11 protein-coding genes are annotated in these 14,523 nt (G+C 62.5%); 6 read left to right on the plus strand and 5 right to left on the minus strand.

Annotated elements, in window-relative coordinates:
* Nucleotides 1–10: 10 nt before the first annotated feature.
* Nucleotides 11–670, minus strand: coding sequence for a YceI family protein (locus U5A57_RS40810; protein WP_321917964.1), 660 nt, complete (start codon nucleotides 668–670; stop codon nucleotides 11–13).
* 324 nt (nucleotides 671–994) lie between these two features.
* On the opposite strand from U5A57_RS40810, the gene U5A57_RS40815 reads away from it, so the two are divergent.
* From U5A57_RS40815 to U5A57_RS40825, 3 genes are read left to right on the plus strand one after another with little or no spacing between them, the layout of a single operon-like run.
* Complete coding sequence (locus tag U5A57_RS40815; protein ID WP_321917966.1) at nucleotides 995–1,588, plus strand: cytochrome b/b6 domain-containing protein; 594 nt, start codon at nucleotides 995–997, stop codon at nucleotides 1,586–1,588.
* 6 nt (nucleotides 1,589–1,594) lie between these two features.
* Nucleotides 1,595–2,380, plus strand: coding sequence for a molybdopterin-dependent oxidoreductase (locus tag U5A57_RS40820; protein WP_321917968.1), 786 nt, complete (start codon nucleotides 1,595–1,597; stop codon nucleotides 2,378–2,380).
* 48 nt (nucleotides 2,381–2,428) lie between these two features.
* The gene (locus U5A57_RS40825) at nucleotides 2,429–3,043 is read left to right on the plus strand and encodes a hypothetical protein (RefSeq protein ID WP_321917969.1); all 615 of its coding nucleotides are present in this window, start codon (nucleotides 2,429–2,431) and stop codon (nucleotides 3,041–3,043) included.
* A gap of 52 nt (nucleotides 3,044–3,095) precedes the next feature.
* Here the strand turns inward: U5A57_RS40825 and U5A57_RS40830 are convergent, their stop codons facing one another.
* Nucleotides 3,096–3,686: a LysE family translocator gene (locus U5A57_RS40830; RefSeq protein WP_321917970.1), complete on the minus strand. Its 591-nt coding sequence runs from the start codon at nucleotides 3,684–3,686 to the stop codon at nucleotides 3,096–3,098.
* A gap of 101 nt (nucleotides 3,687–3,787) precedes the next feature.
* On the opposite strand from U5A57_RS40830, the gene U5A57_RS40835 reads away from it, so the two are divergent.
* Complete coding sequence (locus U5A57_RS40835; RefSeq protein ID WP_321917971.1) at nucleotides 3,788–4,678, plus strand: LysR substrate-binding domain-containing protein; 891 nt, start codon at nucleotides 3,788–3,790, stop codon at nucleotides 4,676–4,678.
* 135 nt (nucleotides 4,679–4,813) lie between these two features.
* Here U5A57_RS40835 and U5A57_RS40840 read toward each other — a convergent pair whose 3' ends face one another.
* Entirely contained in the window at nucleotides 4,814–5,392 is a 579-nt protein-coding gene (locus U5A57_RS40840; protein WP_321917973.1) for a pyridoxamine 5'-phosphate oxidase family protein, read from the minus strand.
* 10 nt (nucleotides 5,393–5,402) lie between these two features.
* Nucleotides 5,403–6,107 carry an SDR family oxidoreductase gene (locus U5A57_RS40845; RefSeq protein ID WP_321917975.1) on the minus strand — a complete coding sequence of 235 codons (705 nt, stop codon included), beginning with the start codon at nucleotides 6,105–6,107 and terminating at the stop codon, nucleotides 5,403–5,405.
* A 187-nt stretch (nucleotides 6,108–6,294) separates the two neighbouring features.
* On the opposite strand from U5A57_RS40845, the gene gcvA reads away from it, so the two are divergent.
* Complete coding sequence (gene gcvA, locus U5A57_RS40850; protein WP_321939752.1) at nucleotides 6,295–7,209, plus strand: transcriptional regulator GcvA; 915 nt, start codon at nucleotides 6,295–6,297, stop codon at nucleotides 7,207–7,209.
* Nucleotides 7,210–7,396: 187 nt separating this feature from the next.
* Nucleotides 7,397–12,238, plus strand: a complete 4,842-nt coding sequence (locus U5A57_RS40855; RefSeq protein WP_321917978.1) for an NAD-glutamate dehydrogenase — start codon at nucleotides 7,397–7,399, stop codon at nucleotides 12,236–12,238.
* A gap of 31 nt (nucleotides 12,239–12,269) precedes the next feature.
* Here U5A57_RS40855 and U5A57_RS40860 read toward each other — a convergent pair whose 3' ends face one another.
* Nucleotides 12,270–14,186: an AAA family ATPase gene (locus tag U5A57_RS40860; protein WP_321917979.1), complete on the minus strand. Its 1,917-nt coding sequence runs from the start codon at nucleotides 14,184–14,186 to the stop codon at nucleotides 12,270–12,272.
* Nucleotides 14,187–14,523 lie beyond the last annotated feature (337 nt).

Genomic DNA, 14,523 nt, shown 5'->3' on the forward strand with positions numbered 1-14,523 from the left:
GAACAAGCATTCACGGGTCCACACGCTCCCTGACGAATTCGGCACGGATGCTCATGTGCACATCGTCGCCGACAGCGGAGGACCATTTTGTTAGCCCGAAAGCTGCACGGCTGAAATGGCCGTCGGCGGAGAAGGCCAGCGTTTGGCGAGTGCCCGTCGGCTCGTGCGGGTCTGAGTCGAAGGTGACTGTGAGTGTGACGGGACGTGTCGTCGTGCGGATCGTTAGGTCACCTGTCAAAAGGCAATTCAGCGGACCGGTCCGGACAAGGCGAGTGCTGACGAAGTGAATGGCCGGATAGTGCATCACGTCCAGCATGCCACCGCCTTCAACAATTCCGGTGACAAACGGCGCGTTCGCTTCAAGGCTTGTCGCGTCGATCGTCACCATGACCCGGCCTGAAGCCACGCCCTCGAAACCATCGAGCTCGGCACCTATGCGGCTGAAGTGCATCGTGAGACTCGAGTGCCAGACGTTCGTGACGTCGAACGTCACACCCGAACGGCCTGGATCGAGTCGATACTGAGCCAGCGGAGAAGACACATCGACCGGATCGGCGCTAACCCCGGCCGCCGCACACGCAGTGCAGACAAACGTCGCAATTGCAATTGCGTGTGGCCTGAGACGACCGATGGACAGGCCACGTCGACAGATGGGGTTACGTTCCCGCACGCTCTACCTCCACTTTTCGGGATGCCCGCCAAGCGCGCTGCAGAAGTCGACAGCTATCGTGCGCAATTGACCCTCAGCCATCTGTGCTCGAGTCACTCGCACGGCCCCGTGACGTGCTGAGGGCACCGGGAAAACGCTCCGCATGCCCTCTTTATTCCGTTGCGTTTGAAAGCCGAAGCATTTTGTTGTGAATCTGTAAGGAAAAAATCTTCAGCAGCTGTGGAATAGGCATGCATGTGCGAGGTTTACCCACCAACACGGTGCGACCTCGGAACGAGCGAGCCGGGTCTGATCGCAGACGAACCACTTCCACGAAGCCTGCAAATGAGCCGAACGATAATTCAGCCTCTCTGGGTCCGCACGACACACTGGATCAACGCGGTGGCGGTCGTGCTGATGGTGACAAGCGGCTGGCAGATTTACGATGCCTCGCCTGTCTTTGCGCGACTGACGTTTCCCGCGAGCGTGACACTGGGCGGATGGCTGGGCGGCGCATTGCAGTGGCACTTCGCGATCATGTGGTTGCTGGTCGCGAATTATCTCGTCTACATGTTCCTCAACATCCTGTCGAAGCGCCTCTGGAGAAAGCTTCTGCCGATCCGTCCCGGGGCGCTAGCAAGGGATCTTTCCGCCGCGCTGCGCGGCAAGCTGAAGCATGAGGATCTGGCGCGCTACAACGCCGTTCAAAAGCTGGCATATGTGGTGGTGATTGCGGATATCGCGATCGTGATCCTTTCCGGGTTGGCGGTCTGGAAATCGGTTCAGTTCCCCCTGCTGCGAACGCTCATGGGGGGATACGACAACGCGCGTGTCGTCCACTTCTTCGCCATGAGCATTCTCGTAGCGTTTTTCGTCGTGCACGTCGTCATGGTCGCATTCGTGCCGCGCTCGCTGCTCCTGATGATTCGCGGACGGTAATTGCCCATGCGCTCCGGCAAAAGACAACCCAATGCCTTTCTCGTCTCGAACGCAGATTCGATCATCAAGGACGCGCGTAGCGAATTAAAGAGTCCCGCGCGCAGATTGCTCGGCAGACAGATACTCACGCTCGGCGGCATTGCCATGCTTTCGGGCTGCGATCTCTCGAGCGACAAGTCGGTGAATACCATGCTGCGCAAGATGTCGTTCTTCAACGACCGCGTGCAGGCGCTGCTCTTCGATCCGAACAAGATGGCGCCGACGTATCCAGAGTCGATGATCACGCGGCCTTTCCCGTTCAACGCGTTCTATGACATCGACGACGTACCGGAAGTCGATCCCGCGACCTGGCGGCTCCAGGTAGGCGGACTCGCGAACGGCAAACGCACATGGACGCTCGCCGAACTGCAAGCGATGCCCCAGGAAAGTCAGATCACACGTCATATCTGCATCGAGGGATGGAGTGCGATTGGACATTGGGGCGGCGTACGCTTTTCCGAATTCCTGCGCCGCGCCGGAGCAGACATGACTGCGAAGTACGCCGCGCTCCATTGCGCCGATAACTACTGGACCAGCATCGATATGCCGACAGCGCTGCACGCGCAGACGTTGCTGACGTTGACCTACGACGGGGACGTGCTGCCGCCGAAATACGGCTTTCCCGCGAAGCTGCGCATGCCGACCAAACTCGGCTACAAAAATCCCAAGCACATCGTCGCAATCACAGTGACGAACGAGTATCCCGGCGGTTATTGGGAGAACCAGGGATACAACTGGTTTGGCGGTTCCTGAAGGGGAATCGGCCTTTTCCTCAACGCGTATCTGCTATACGGAGTATTCATGACCATTCGACTGAAAGTTGGCGCGGCCATTGCCGCAATGGCGCTTGCCGGCGGCGCGCTGGCACAAACGCCCGATGCCAAGCCAACGCGTATTCGCGGCAATGTCGTGTCTCTCGACGGCGATGTTCTCAAGGTCCATCGCCGCAGTGGCGATACGGTCTCGATCGCCCTCGCGGCAAATGTTCCCGTGTCGGCCGTCAAGGCGATGCAGCTCTCCGACATCAAGCCGGGAACGTTCGTCGGCACGGCCGCGACGACCGGCACGGACGGCAAGCTGACTGCAACGGAAGTCGTCGTTTTCCCGGAAGCCGCACGCGGCACGGGGGAGGGCCACTACGCGTGGGACCTCGGCCCGAACAGCACGATGACCAATGCGAATGTCGATACCGTCGTGCAGGGCACGGACGGCCGCAATCTCAAGCTGTCGTACAAGGGCGGCAGCAATGAGGTAACGGTGCCGCCGAATGTACCCATCGTCACGTTCATGCCGGCGGCGCGCGCAGATCTGGCGCCGGGCAAGCAAGTCTTCGTGGTCGCGAAACCCGGGTCACAGGGCACGTATGCCGCGCAGCGCGTGGTGGTCGAAAAAGACGGCGTCGTCCCGCCAATGTAAGCGACAGCGTCGCGGCTCTCCCACCTGGGCGATGACTTTTGCCGAAGCATGCTCATCGCCAGGTCGGAATGAGGGATGCTGCGAGCAGCACGCCCATCGCGAGATTGAGCATGCGCCAGTGACGCGGCGTTCGAAAGAACCGCGCGAGTAGCACGCCGAGCGCACACCAGAGTGCGAGCGACGCGCACGCAGCAACGCCGAATGCCGTGCCGAGCAGCATCGCGAGGCGGTTCGGATTGTTCGCGAACAGCGTGAACGACGCTGCCGCACCGACCGTCATCGCCCAGCTTTTTGGGTTGAGCCAGAGCAGCAGCAAACCGTTGACGAGCGTAACCGGACGCGCGGGGCCGTTGCCTGCACCCGGCGGCCCGCTACGCGCGATGCGCCACGCGAGCCACAACAGATACGCAGTGCCGAGCACCTTCACCGCCGTTTGCAGCGACGGGAGGGCGAGCAGCAAACCGCCTAGTCCAAGTGCAGCGACCGCAGCGAGCAAGGCAAGGCCTATCGCGATGCCTAGCATCAGTGGGATCGAACGTACGAAGCCGAAGCGCGCGCCCGACGCGGTGGCGAGCGTGGTAGCGCCGCCGGGCGTCACGGTCGAGACGGCGACGAAAAGCACGAGCGGCAGAATCGAGGTCATGGGTGCCCATCTGCGTGAGTGAGAGGTGCACTGTACGGATCGGCAACGCATCGTGAAAGGTAATAATATTGATGCGCTCCATTACGCGGAATAATGCATCGATGAGCCGGAACCTGGACCTCGACCTCATACGTACCTTCGTTGCCGTTGCCGATAGCGGCAGCATGACGGTTGCCGCGAATTTGCTGCACATGACGCAAGGCGCCGTGAGCCAGCAGGTGAAGCGCCTCGAAGACGTGCTGGATTGCCTTTTATTCGTACGCAAGACGCGCAAGCTGGAGCTTTCGCGCGAGGGCGAGGTGTTTCTCGTGAAAGCGCGCCAACTGCTGCGGCTCAACGATGAAATCTGGGCCGACATGACCGGCCAGCCGCTGCGTGGCGCGCTGCGTGTGGGCGTGCCTTACGACCTCGTGACGCGGCTCGCGCCCGCCATGAAGGCATTTGCCGAAGCCCATCCACACGTCGACATATCGCTGGTCTGCGCGGCTTCACCGGAACTCAGCGACGCAGTCGATAGCGGTCATGTGGACGTGTCGTTGCTCGAATATGTCGCGAGCGAAGCCGCGGGCGAAGTGGTCGGCATCGAGCCCCTGGTGTGGGTCAATGGGCGCGGCAGCGATGCGTGGCGCAAGCGGCCATTGCCACTGTCGATGGTGGACGAGCACTGTGCGTTCCGGCAGGTTGTACTCGGCGCGCTCGCGGACAAGGGCATTGCGTGGCGCACCGTGTTCGAGAGCGGCAACATCGAGGCGACCGCTGCGACGGTGCGCGCGGGCCTTGCGATCACGGCCTGGCTCGCCTCCACGGTGCCGGTCGGTGTGGAGATGCTCACGCCTGAAGCAACCGGCTTGCCTGCGCTGCCTGCGTTCGCGATCTGCCTGCGATTTCCAGCGACAGTTCAACCCGCAGCGCAGGAATTCGCGCGCTACGTGCGCGAATCGATGGCGAGTGAATCAGGCGCCCGGCGCACGCAGCTAGCGAACATTGCGTGACGCACCCTACAAGCGCTACGGCAGCGTCTGCTGGGCGCGAAGCTGGTGAAAGCCTTCAACCACCTGCCTGCGGCCACGCTGGCACAGGGGCCAACGCCGCCGCATGGCGGGATGCGGCTCGAGGCATCCCGCCAACTAAGGCGCGATCCAGGTGCCGCGCCATTTCCCTTCATCAAACACGAGACTGGCCCGCATATGCCCCGCGGGATTCAGATCGAGGTAGTCGATTCTCGATACGGTCACTTCGACCAGGCAGAAGTTTTCGAACCCGTCTGTTGGGTCGAGATCTTCGCCATGCGCCGCAGCATGCGTTTCAGCGGGAGACGCAACCGGCGTCGCGGGCGCAAGCGGCGTGCGATAGACGATCAACGTTCGAGGTCGGCTTGCGTTCCATGCCGCTCTCGTTTCCGACGGCGCCTCGACAAGTCGTGCAACGCCATAGAGTCGTATTTGCACTCCAGCGTCAAGATCGCAGCCGATAAGCGATATGCGCGAGTCGCGCCGCAATTCAGCCACTTTCGTAGAGCGCACGTCGGTATGAAACATGACTGCACGCTGCTCGCGAGCGGCGCGTCGCAGCACAACCGTCCGCACGGCGGGTGCGCCGTCCAGCCCGATCGTCGCGGCCTGCAGCATCGTAAAGGGCGAGCGCTCCTTGCCGGCGTTTGCGCAGGCGTGCAGGCGTGCCCAGACCGCGTCGACGATCTGATCCATATCTGGCGCGTTACAGACCACGCACGATACCGCCATCGACTCGGATGTTTTGCCCCGTGATGTACCCCGCAGCATCCGACAAGAGGAACGCCACTGTTTGCGCGATCTCCTGTGTCTTGCCGAAGCGGCCAACCGGAATGCGGGCGACGATCTCGGGCGTTTCGGGCCAACTGTCGATAAATCCCGGCAGAACGGAATTGATTCGAATATTGTCCTTGGCGTAGCGATCGGCGTAGAGGCGTGTGAACGAACTCAACGCGGCGCGTAGCGCAGAAGAAACGGGCATGGCCTGCTCGGGCGCATCGGCGGCGAAGCTCGAAATATTCACCACCGCGCCGCCGCCTTGTTCGAGAAATGCAGGCGTCACACGGCGCAGCACGCGGGCGACGTTGAGCACGATGAGATCGAGCCCGAGATGCCACTGTTCGTCGGCGATAGAAAGCAGATCGCCCTTCGGTGGGTGCCCCGTGTTGTTCACCACGGCGTCGATGCGGCCGTACTTTTCGAGCGTTTCGCTAACGAACCGGTCGATACAGTCCGGATCGGTTACCGAGCCCGTAAAGCCGAATCCGCCCAGCTCTTTCGCCAGTTCGGCCGCGCTGCCAGAGGGCGACATCAAGGCCAGGCGGTAGCCACTGGCTGCCAGTTCGCGCGCGATCGCCGCGCCCATGCCCTTGCCGGCCGCCGTGACGAGTGCTACTTTTTCTACTGCCATGTTGCTCTCTCCTTGAATGGATTCAGCGCCGCAGCGCTGCGCTGCATGGGACTTCGTGCAGAAACTGTATGGCGTTATGATTGAATTGTCGAATGATGTTTATTATGGTCTGACAATAAAATTTCTACTGGCTCGCTATTGAACCGCTGCTGGCGAATTGCCGACTTTTCAGTAGCCAATATATCCGTTGAAGCACTCATTGAAGCCACGCCATCTGCCGCCGCTGAATGCGCTCCGCGCGTTCGACGCATCCGCCCGGCACCTCAATTTCCGGCTCGCGTCGGAGGAACTCGGCGTGACGCAGGGCGCCGTCGCGCAACAGGTACGGGTGTTGGAGGAAGCCCTGAATTTGCCCCTTTTCGCAAGGGGGCCGCGGGGGCTTGCGCTCACGACCGAGGGGCATACTTACTTTGCTGCCGTCCAGCGGGCGCTCACGATCGTCGCCGACGCGACCGAGGCGCTGAACCGGCGTTCGACGTCCCTCACGATCAGCACGACGCCGTCATTTGCTTCGAAGTGGCTGATACCCAGGCTAGCAGAGTTTGCCGAAACACATCCGGAAATCGACGTCCGGATTATTGCTGATGCAACGCTGTGCAACTTCAAATCCGATGGCGTGGATATCGCGGTTCGGCTCGGCAAGCCACCGTTCGCGAAAGGTCTCGTCAGCGACCTGCTATTTCCGCTACAGGTGTTCGCCGTAGCCAGTCCGCAGCTGCTCAAGCACGACTGCCCGGTGCGCATGATCGCGGACCTGGAAAACTATGTGCTGCTGCACGATTCTCATGACCTGTGGCCGGAGTTTTTCAACGCACTGGGCTACGCAAACGGCATCGACACGCTGAAAGGGCCGCGCTTCAGTCAGTCGTCGCTTGCCATCGACGCCGCCATTGCGGGGCAGGGCATCGCGCTCACGAGCGAGCATCTTGTCGAGCGCGATATCGCAGCCGGAAGATTGCAACGCCTGTTCGACTTTTCGCTGCCACTGTCGCTCGGTTATTACGTGGTCCTCCCCCAGGGCAGCGTGCGATGGGAGACAAGCCAAAAGCTTCGCACCTGGCTGCTCGCCCAATTCCATCTGGCTTCGAAAGCGGCTCCTTAGCGCATTGACGCAGGCGTTCGCCGTCCGCAAGTTCTGCGCCAACATCCGCATCGCAACGCAGCGTGCGAGCGTGCAATGCCTCGCCGTGGGGCAGATCGTGCGCACGCATTCATCGTTCGATCACCTTACCGGTGCATAATGACTGAACCGCCGATGCAGTCGATGACTATCCGCCAAGGAGTTCGTCATGCTAGCGAGGAACGAAGAATTCGTCGCCCATCTGCTCTCCGACGTCGTGGAATTTGCGCGGGCGCGCTTGCCCGAGCCTACGTTCCAGATCGTCGAACCTTTCCTGCGGCACTACTACGATTTCGCCGACGCTGAAGATCTGCGCAGCCGCAGCATTGCCGACCTCTACGGCGCTGCCATGGCGCACTGGCGAACCGCGCAGCGCTTTGTGCCGGGCAGCGAGCGCATGCAGGTCTACAACCCGATCCTCGAACAGCATGGTTGGCATTCGGACCACACGGTCATTGAAATCGTCAACGACGACATGCCGTTTCTCGTCGATTCGGTTTCCATGGCCGTCAACCGCCTGGGTCTTGCGCTGCATTCCGCGCTGCACCCTGTATTCCGGATCTGGCGCGACAAGGACGGCGCAATTGAGCGCGTCGGCGAGGCCGGCGCCAGCGCCGGTGACGGGCAATCGCAACTCGCGTCGTTCATCCATTTCGAAGTCGACCGCTGCGGCGACGCAGCAAAGCTCGACGAATTGCGCCGCGATATAACCAAGGTGCTTGGCGACGTGCGGGCGTCCGTAGAAGACTGGCCGAACCTCCTCGAGGCCGCGCGCACCACCATCAAGACGATGAAAGCGCGCGAAACGAGCGCAGAGGACATCGAAGCGCGCGCATTTCTCGAATGGATGGTGGCCGACCATTTCACGTTCCTCGGCCAACGCGATTACGCGCTGGTTTCGCACGACGGCGGCTATGCCCTGCGCGGCGTGGAAGGCTCGGGTCTGGGCATTCTGCGCGAATCGCTGCGCGCGCCGGGCACGCCCGACATCACGCCGTTGCCTCCTGCGGCGCAAGAGATCATCGCAGGCGCGTGGCCCATTTTCCTGACGAAAGCGAACTCGCGCGCGACCGTCCACCGGCCTGGCTATCTCGACTACGTGGGCGTGAAGCTCGTCGGCGCGGATGGCAAGGTGTGCGGCGAGCGCCGCTTCGTGGGCCTCTACACGTCGACGGCCTATATGGTGTCCACCGCCGAAATCCCGATCGTGCGGCGCAAATGCGCGAATATCGTGCGGCGCGCGGGTTTTCTGCCCAAAGGCCATCTCGGCAAATCGCTGGTGACGGTGCTAGAGACTTATCCGCGCGACGAGCTGCTGCAGGCGAGTGAAGACGAACTTTTCGACATCGCGCTCGGCGTGCTGCGCTTGCAGGAACACCAGCGCACGCGCTTATTTGTGCGGCGCGACCGTTTCAATCGCTTCGTTTCGTGCCTCGTATATGTCTCGCGCGACAAGTACAACACCGATTTGCGGCGGCGCATTGCGAACCTGCTCGTGGAGGCGTTCAACGGCGTTTCCGTGGAGTTCACGCCGCTGCTTTCGGAGTCGGCCATTGCGCGGATTCATTTCGTCGTGCACGCCGAGCCCGGCACGATGCCCGAAGTCGACACGAACGAACTGGAAGCGCGGCTCGTGCAGGTCACGCGCCGCTGGCAGGACGACCTGGCCGACGCGCTGCTCGACGCATTCGGTGAAGAGCAGGGCACGCGTCTGCTGCATCGCTACGCCGATTCGTTTCCGCCCGGCTATCGCGACGACTACCCCGCACGCACGGCGGTACGCGACATCGAACTGATCGAGCGCGTGCAGGGAACACAGCGCATCGCAATGAATCTGTATCGGCCCATCGAGGCGGGGCCGCGTACGTTCCGCTTCAAGGTGTATTGTGCGGGCGACGCCATTGCGCTCTCGCGCAGCCTGCCGATGCTCGAACATCTCGGCGTGCGCGTAGACGAAGAGCGGCCCTATGTGATCGAGGCGCCGTCCTGTGAGCCCGCGTGGGTCCACGATTTCGGCCTTGAACTTGCGGACGATGCCGAATTCGATATCGAGCGCGTGAAGAGCCTGTTCGAAGACGCGTTCGAAAGCGTGTGGACCGCGCGCATCGAAAACGACGATTTCAACCGGCTGGTGCTGCGCGCCTACCTGAGCGCGCGCGAAGTCACGATCTTGCGTGCCTATGCGAAGTATCTGCGCCAGGTGGGCTCGACCTTCAGCGACGCCTATATCGAGCGCGCGCTAACTGGAAATCCGGCGATCGCAAGGCAGTTCGTCGAACTGTTCGTACTCCGTTTCGATCCGCGCGATGCAGCGGCGCGTGAGGAACGCACGGAGCTCATGCTCAAGGCCATCGAAAGCGCGCTGGACCAGGTGCCCAATCTCGACGAAGACCGCATCCTGCGCCAGTTCCTCGGCGTGATCAACGCCACGGTGCGCACGAACTATTTCCGGCGCGAAGCGAATGGCGCAGAGCGGCCCTCGCTCTCGTTCAAATTCGATCCGTCGAAGGTGCCCGGCCTGCCCGAGCCCAAGCCCATGTTCGAGATCTGGGTCTATTCGCCGCGCGTGGAAGGCGTGCATTTGCGCGGCGGACGCGTTGCGCGCGGCGGCCTGCGCTGGTCGGATCGCCGCGAGGACTTTCGCACTGAAGTGCTCGGCCTCATGAAAGCCCAGATGGTGAAGAACGTCGTGATCGTGCCGGTGGGATCGAAGGGCGGCTTCGTCGTGAAGAACCCGCCGCCGGCGAGCGAGCGCGAAGCGTGGATGCGTGAAGGCGTAGCGTGCTATCAAACCTTCCTGCGCGGCCTGCTCGATCTCACCGACAATCTCGTGAACAACGCGATTCAGCCGCCGCCCGATGTCGTGCGCCACGACCCCGACGACCCGTACCTCGTCGTGGCCGCCGACAAGGGCACGGCGACGTTCTCGGACTATGCGAACGCGATATCCGTCGAATACGGCTTCTGGCTCGACGACGCCTTCGCCTCGGGCGGCTCGGTGGGCTACGACCACAAGAAGATGGCGATCACGGCGCGCGGCGCGTGGGAGTCGGTCAAGCGGCACTTCCGCGAAATGGGCGTGGATACGCAGGCCACCGATTTCACCGTGGTCGGCATCGGCGACATGTCGGGCGACGTGTTCGGCAACGGCATGCTGCTTTCGCCGCATATCAAACTCGTCGCGGCGTTCGATCACCGGCACATTTTCCTCGACCCCAACCCCGATCCGGCCGTGAGTCTCGCCGAACGGGCGCGGCTTTTCGCGCTCGAACGCTCGAGTTGGGCCGACTACGATCCCGCCACGATTTCGGCTGGCGGCGGCGTGTTCGCGCGCACCATGAAAACGATCCCGCTCTCAGCCGCGGTCCGAACGGCGCTCGGCATCGAGGCGGCGGCACTCTCGCCAACCGAGTTGATTCGCGCGATCCTGCTGGCGAACGTCGATCTGCTCTATAACGGCGGCATTGGCACTTATGTGAAGGCCGCGCGCGAGACCAACTTGCAGGTCGGCGACCGCGCCAACGACGCCGTGCGCGTGAACGGCTCGGAGCTGCGTTGCAAGGTCGTGGGCGAGGGCGGCAATCTCGGGGTCACGCAGCTGGGCCGGATCGAATTCGCCCAGCATGGCGGCCGCATCAACACCGATGCGATCGACAACTCAGCAGGCGTGGATTGTTCGGACCACGAAGTGAACATCAAGATCCTGCTCGGAATCGTGGTCGCCGACGGCGAGATGACAACGAAGCAGCGCAACACCTTGCTGGCGGAGATGACCGACGAAGTCGGCCTGCTGGTGCTGAGCGACAACTACTACCAGACGCAGGCGCTTTCGATCGCGGGCCGCTACGCCGTGGAGCTGCTCGACGCCGAATCGCGCCTGATGCGCTGGCTCGAACGCGCAGGACGTCTGAATCGCCATATCGAATTCCTGCCGACCGACGACGAAATCGCCGAACGCCAGGTCGCCAAACTCGGGCTCACGTCGCCGGAGCGGGCCGTGCTGCTCGCGTACAGCAAGATGTGGCTCTACGATGCACTGCTCGATTCGTCCGTGCCGGAAGATCCGCTCGTTGCGAACCTGCTGATCGACTATTTCCCGCAGCCGCTGCAGCAGCGCTTTAGCGAACCGATGCATCGGCATCCGCTGAGGCGTGAAATCCTGGCGACGCATTTGACGAACGCGCTTGTGAACCGCGTGGGTTGCGAATTTGTGCACCGCTTGATGGAGGAAACCGATGCGCAGCCCGGCGAAATCGTGCGCGCGTGCGTCATGGCACAGGACGTATTCGGCCTCAACGATATCTGGCGCGCCATCGACGCGCTCGACAACCGGGTCGCCGACGACGTGCAGGCGCGCATGTTTGTCGCCGTCGCGCGGCTGCTCGAACGCGCGGCGTTATGGTTCCTGCGGCACCTGCACGCGGCTGTGGTCAGCAACGACGGCGTGAGTACGCTGCTGGCGCGTTGCCGCGACGCCGTGCAGCGCCTCGCGCCGCAATTGCCGGCGCTGTTGCCTGAAACAGATCTCGAAGCGCTCTCGGCACGCCAGGGTGAACTCGTGAACGCCGGTGTTGAAAATGCCCTCGCACTGCGCGTGGCTAGTGGCGATATTTCAGTAGCACTGCTCGACATTGCCGATGTGGCTGCCGCGTGCGATCAACCGCTCGAGCGCGTTGCGGCAGTGTATTTCGCCTTGGGTACGCGGCTCAATTACGGCTGGATTAGCGAGCGAGCCGCGACCTTGCCCACGCCGACGCATTGGGACACCATGGCGCGCGCGGCGGCGCTTGCCGAGGTGGCGCACCTCAAGCGCGCGCTGACCACGAGCGTGCTTGCGCAAGGCGCCGATTCCGCGGACCCGCAAACGCTTGTGGACGCATGGTGCGCGCAGCACGAGGCAGCGCTCGAACGTTATGCGCAGTTGCTTACGGAGCTGCGCGCGTCCACTGGCGTGAGTCTTTCGGTGCTGCTCGTTATCGTGAGAGCGATGGCGGCCCTCGAAAGGGGCTGAGGACCTGAACGACGGCGCCGCAAGCGGCCGCTCAAGCGGCGGCCGCTTCGGTCACCGCGTGCGTGCTCGCCACGGCCGCCGCATGCTCGCGAATCAGACGATAGACCGTTTCGCCGGGCACCGTCTCCGACTCGAGCAACTGATCGGCGATCGCGCGCAGCACCGGCTCGTTCGCACGCAGCAACGCGAAACACGCGTCGTTGAGTTCGTGCAGCAGCGCGTTGGCGTGCTCGATCGCGCTCTTTAACTGCAAGCCCGCGACCTGCTGCGGCAGCGCGGCGAGGCTGAACAGATTTCCGTCCGCGTTGAAGCCGTGCTTCGATACCATATCGAGGCTGATGCGCGAAGCCTCCTGCAGATCCTGCGCCGCGCCGCTCGATGCTTCGCTGAACATGAGCAGTTCCGCGTTGCGGCCGCCCAGCAGCACCTGGATCTCGTTGCGCATTTCCGTCTCGCGATACAGGTACTTGTCCTGCGTTTTCGTGATCAGCGCCACGCCCAGCGCGCCGCCGCGCGGCAAAATCGTGACTTCTTCGAGCACGCCAGTGCCGAGGAGGGCGGCGACGAGGCCATGTCCCGCTTCATGGATCGCAATGCGCGTGCGCTCGTCGTCCGAAAGCGCGCGCTCGGCGCCGTTGACGTCGCCAATGCGCGCAATCTTGATCGCTTCGAGAAAATCCACCGCGGCCACTTCCTGCTTGCCGGCCTTGCGCGCGACGAGACCCGCCTGATTCACGATCATCGAGAGCGTGGCCGGCGAAAGGCCCGTGGTTAGCCGCGCGAGCTGGTTGAAATCGATGTCGTCGGCTTTCGTCTTCAGATTGCCGGCGTAGAAGCGCAGAATCTCGGCGCGATCCTCCAGGTCGGGCAGACGCACCTGCACCGTGCGGTCGAAACGGCCGGGGCGGCGCAGCGCTTCGTCCAGATTGTCCGGGTGATTGGTCGCGGCGACGATGATCACGCCTTCGTTCGATTCGAACCCATCCATCTCCGCGAGCAGCTGGTTGATGATGCGGTTGCTTTCCGCCTCGACCGGGCCGCCGCCGGTGTCGGTCCGCTTGCCGAGACCGTCCGCCTCGTCGATGAAGATGACCGTGGGCGCGTTCTTGCGCGCGAGTTCGAACAGGCGCTTGACCTTCTGAATGCCCACGCCGTAATACTTCGCGCTGAAATAGCTGCCAGTGATGGCGATGAAGTTCGCGCCGCATTCGCCTGCAAGCGCCTGCGCGAGGCGCGTCTTGCCGACGCCCGGGCCACCGGTCATCAGCACGCCGCATGGCGCGCGCACGCCCATGCCCGTGAACTGCGCCGGCTCGGTGAGCCACGCACGCACGTCGGCGAGCGCGGCTTTGGCCTCGCCCGCGCCAATCACGTCGTCGAAGCGCAACGCGGGGGACTCGCCGAGCAATTGCGCGCCGCCGCCCATTTCGCGGCGCATGAACCAGAACAGACCGCCCACCATCAGCACGGGAAGCAGCAGACTGAGTGCGTCGCGCAGGCCGTCCAACGCTTCGGTCCACCGTGCGGCGCCAATGCGCACATCGGCGTGAGGCAGCCAGACGAGCTGCCAGGGCGGCGTGGCGCCCGGCTTCAGATCGCCGAGCAGCAGGGCGTTCGAGAACGCGCCGTTATGATCGGCCACATAATATTGTTCGCCTTTGAGCGTCGAGACGAGAATCGCTTCGCGGCTCACACCGATAGCGGCGACATCGCGGTCGTGAATATCGCGCAGCAATTCCGAGGCGTCTTTCTCTCGCTTCGTCCAGGGCGATGTGTCATGCCGCATTTCGCTGGCAATGCCGCCAAGCGCCGCAGGCTGGGACTGCGTGAGATTCGCTTCATGCCGCCAGTAGAGGAAGCCAGCCGTTGCCGCGACTGCGGCCGCGCAAACACCCAACGCAATGTATCGGCCAAAGCGTGACCACCGCGAATTACTTGCCGGTTTCATGAATCTATTCCTGCCTCGCGCCGCGATGGCGACGCCAGATAATCTATCGTGGGACCGGAGGCGCAAGAACGTCTCGCCTTGCGTAGTCCGTAGATGTTCAGGAATACGAAAACGACCCTTTTAATCGCGCTGCTCCATTGAAATTATGCCTGCGTTGTGCGGCGCGCGAAAAAAGGGATTGGCGGATAAATGCCCTTTAATCCGGCGATTTAGCGCGGTTGTGTGTTTTTTTGAGGGGCGGGATCGGTGCTTTGTGTATGAGCGTGATTGAGGTGATGAGGGGACATCAATCTGTTGCGTTCATATTTGACATAACATAAATTATCGACATTTCTGT

The sequence above is a fragment of the Paraburkholderia sp. J11-2 genome, from assembly GCF_905220185.1.
Lineage (GTDB): Bacteria > Pseudomonadota > Gammaproteobacteria > Burkholderiales > Burkholderiaceae > Paraburkholderia.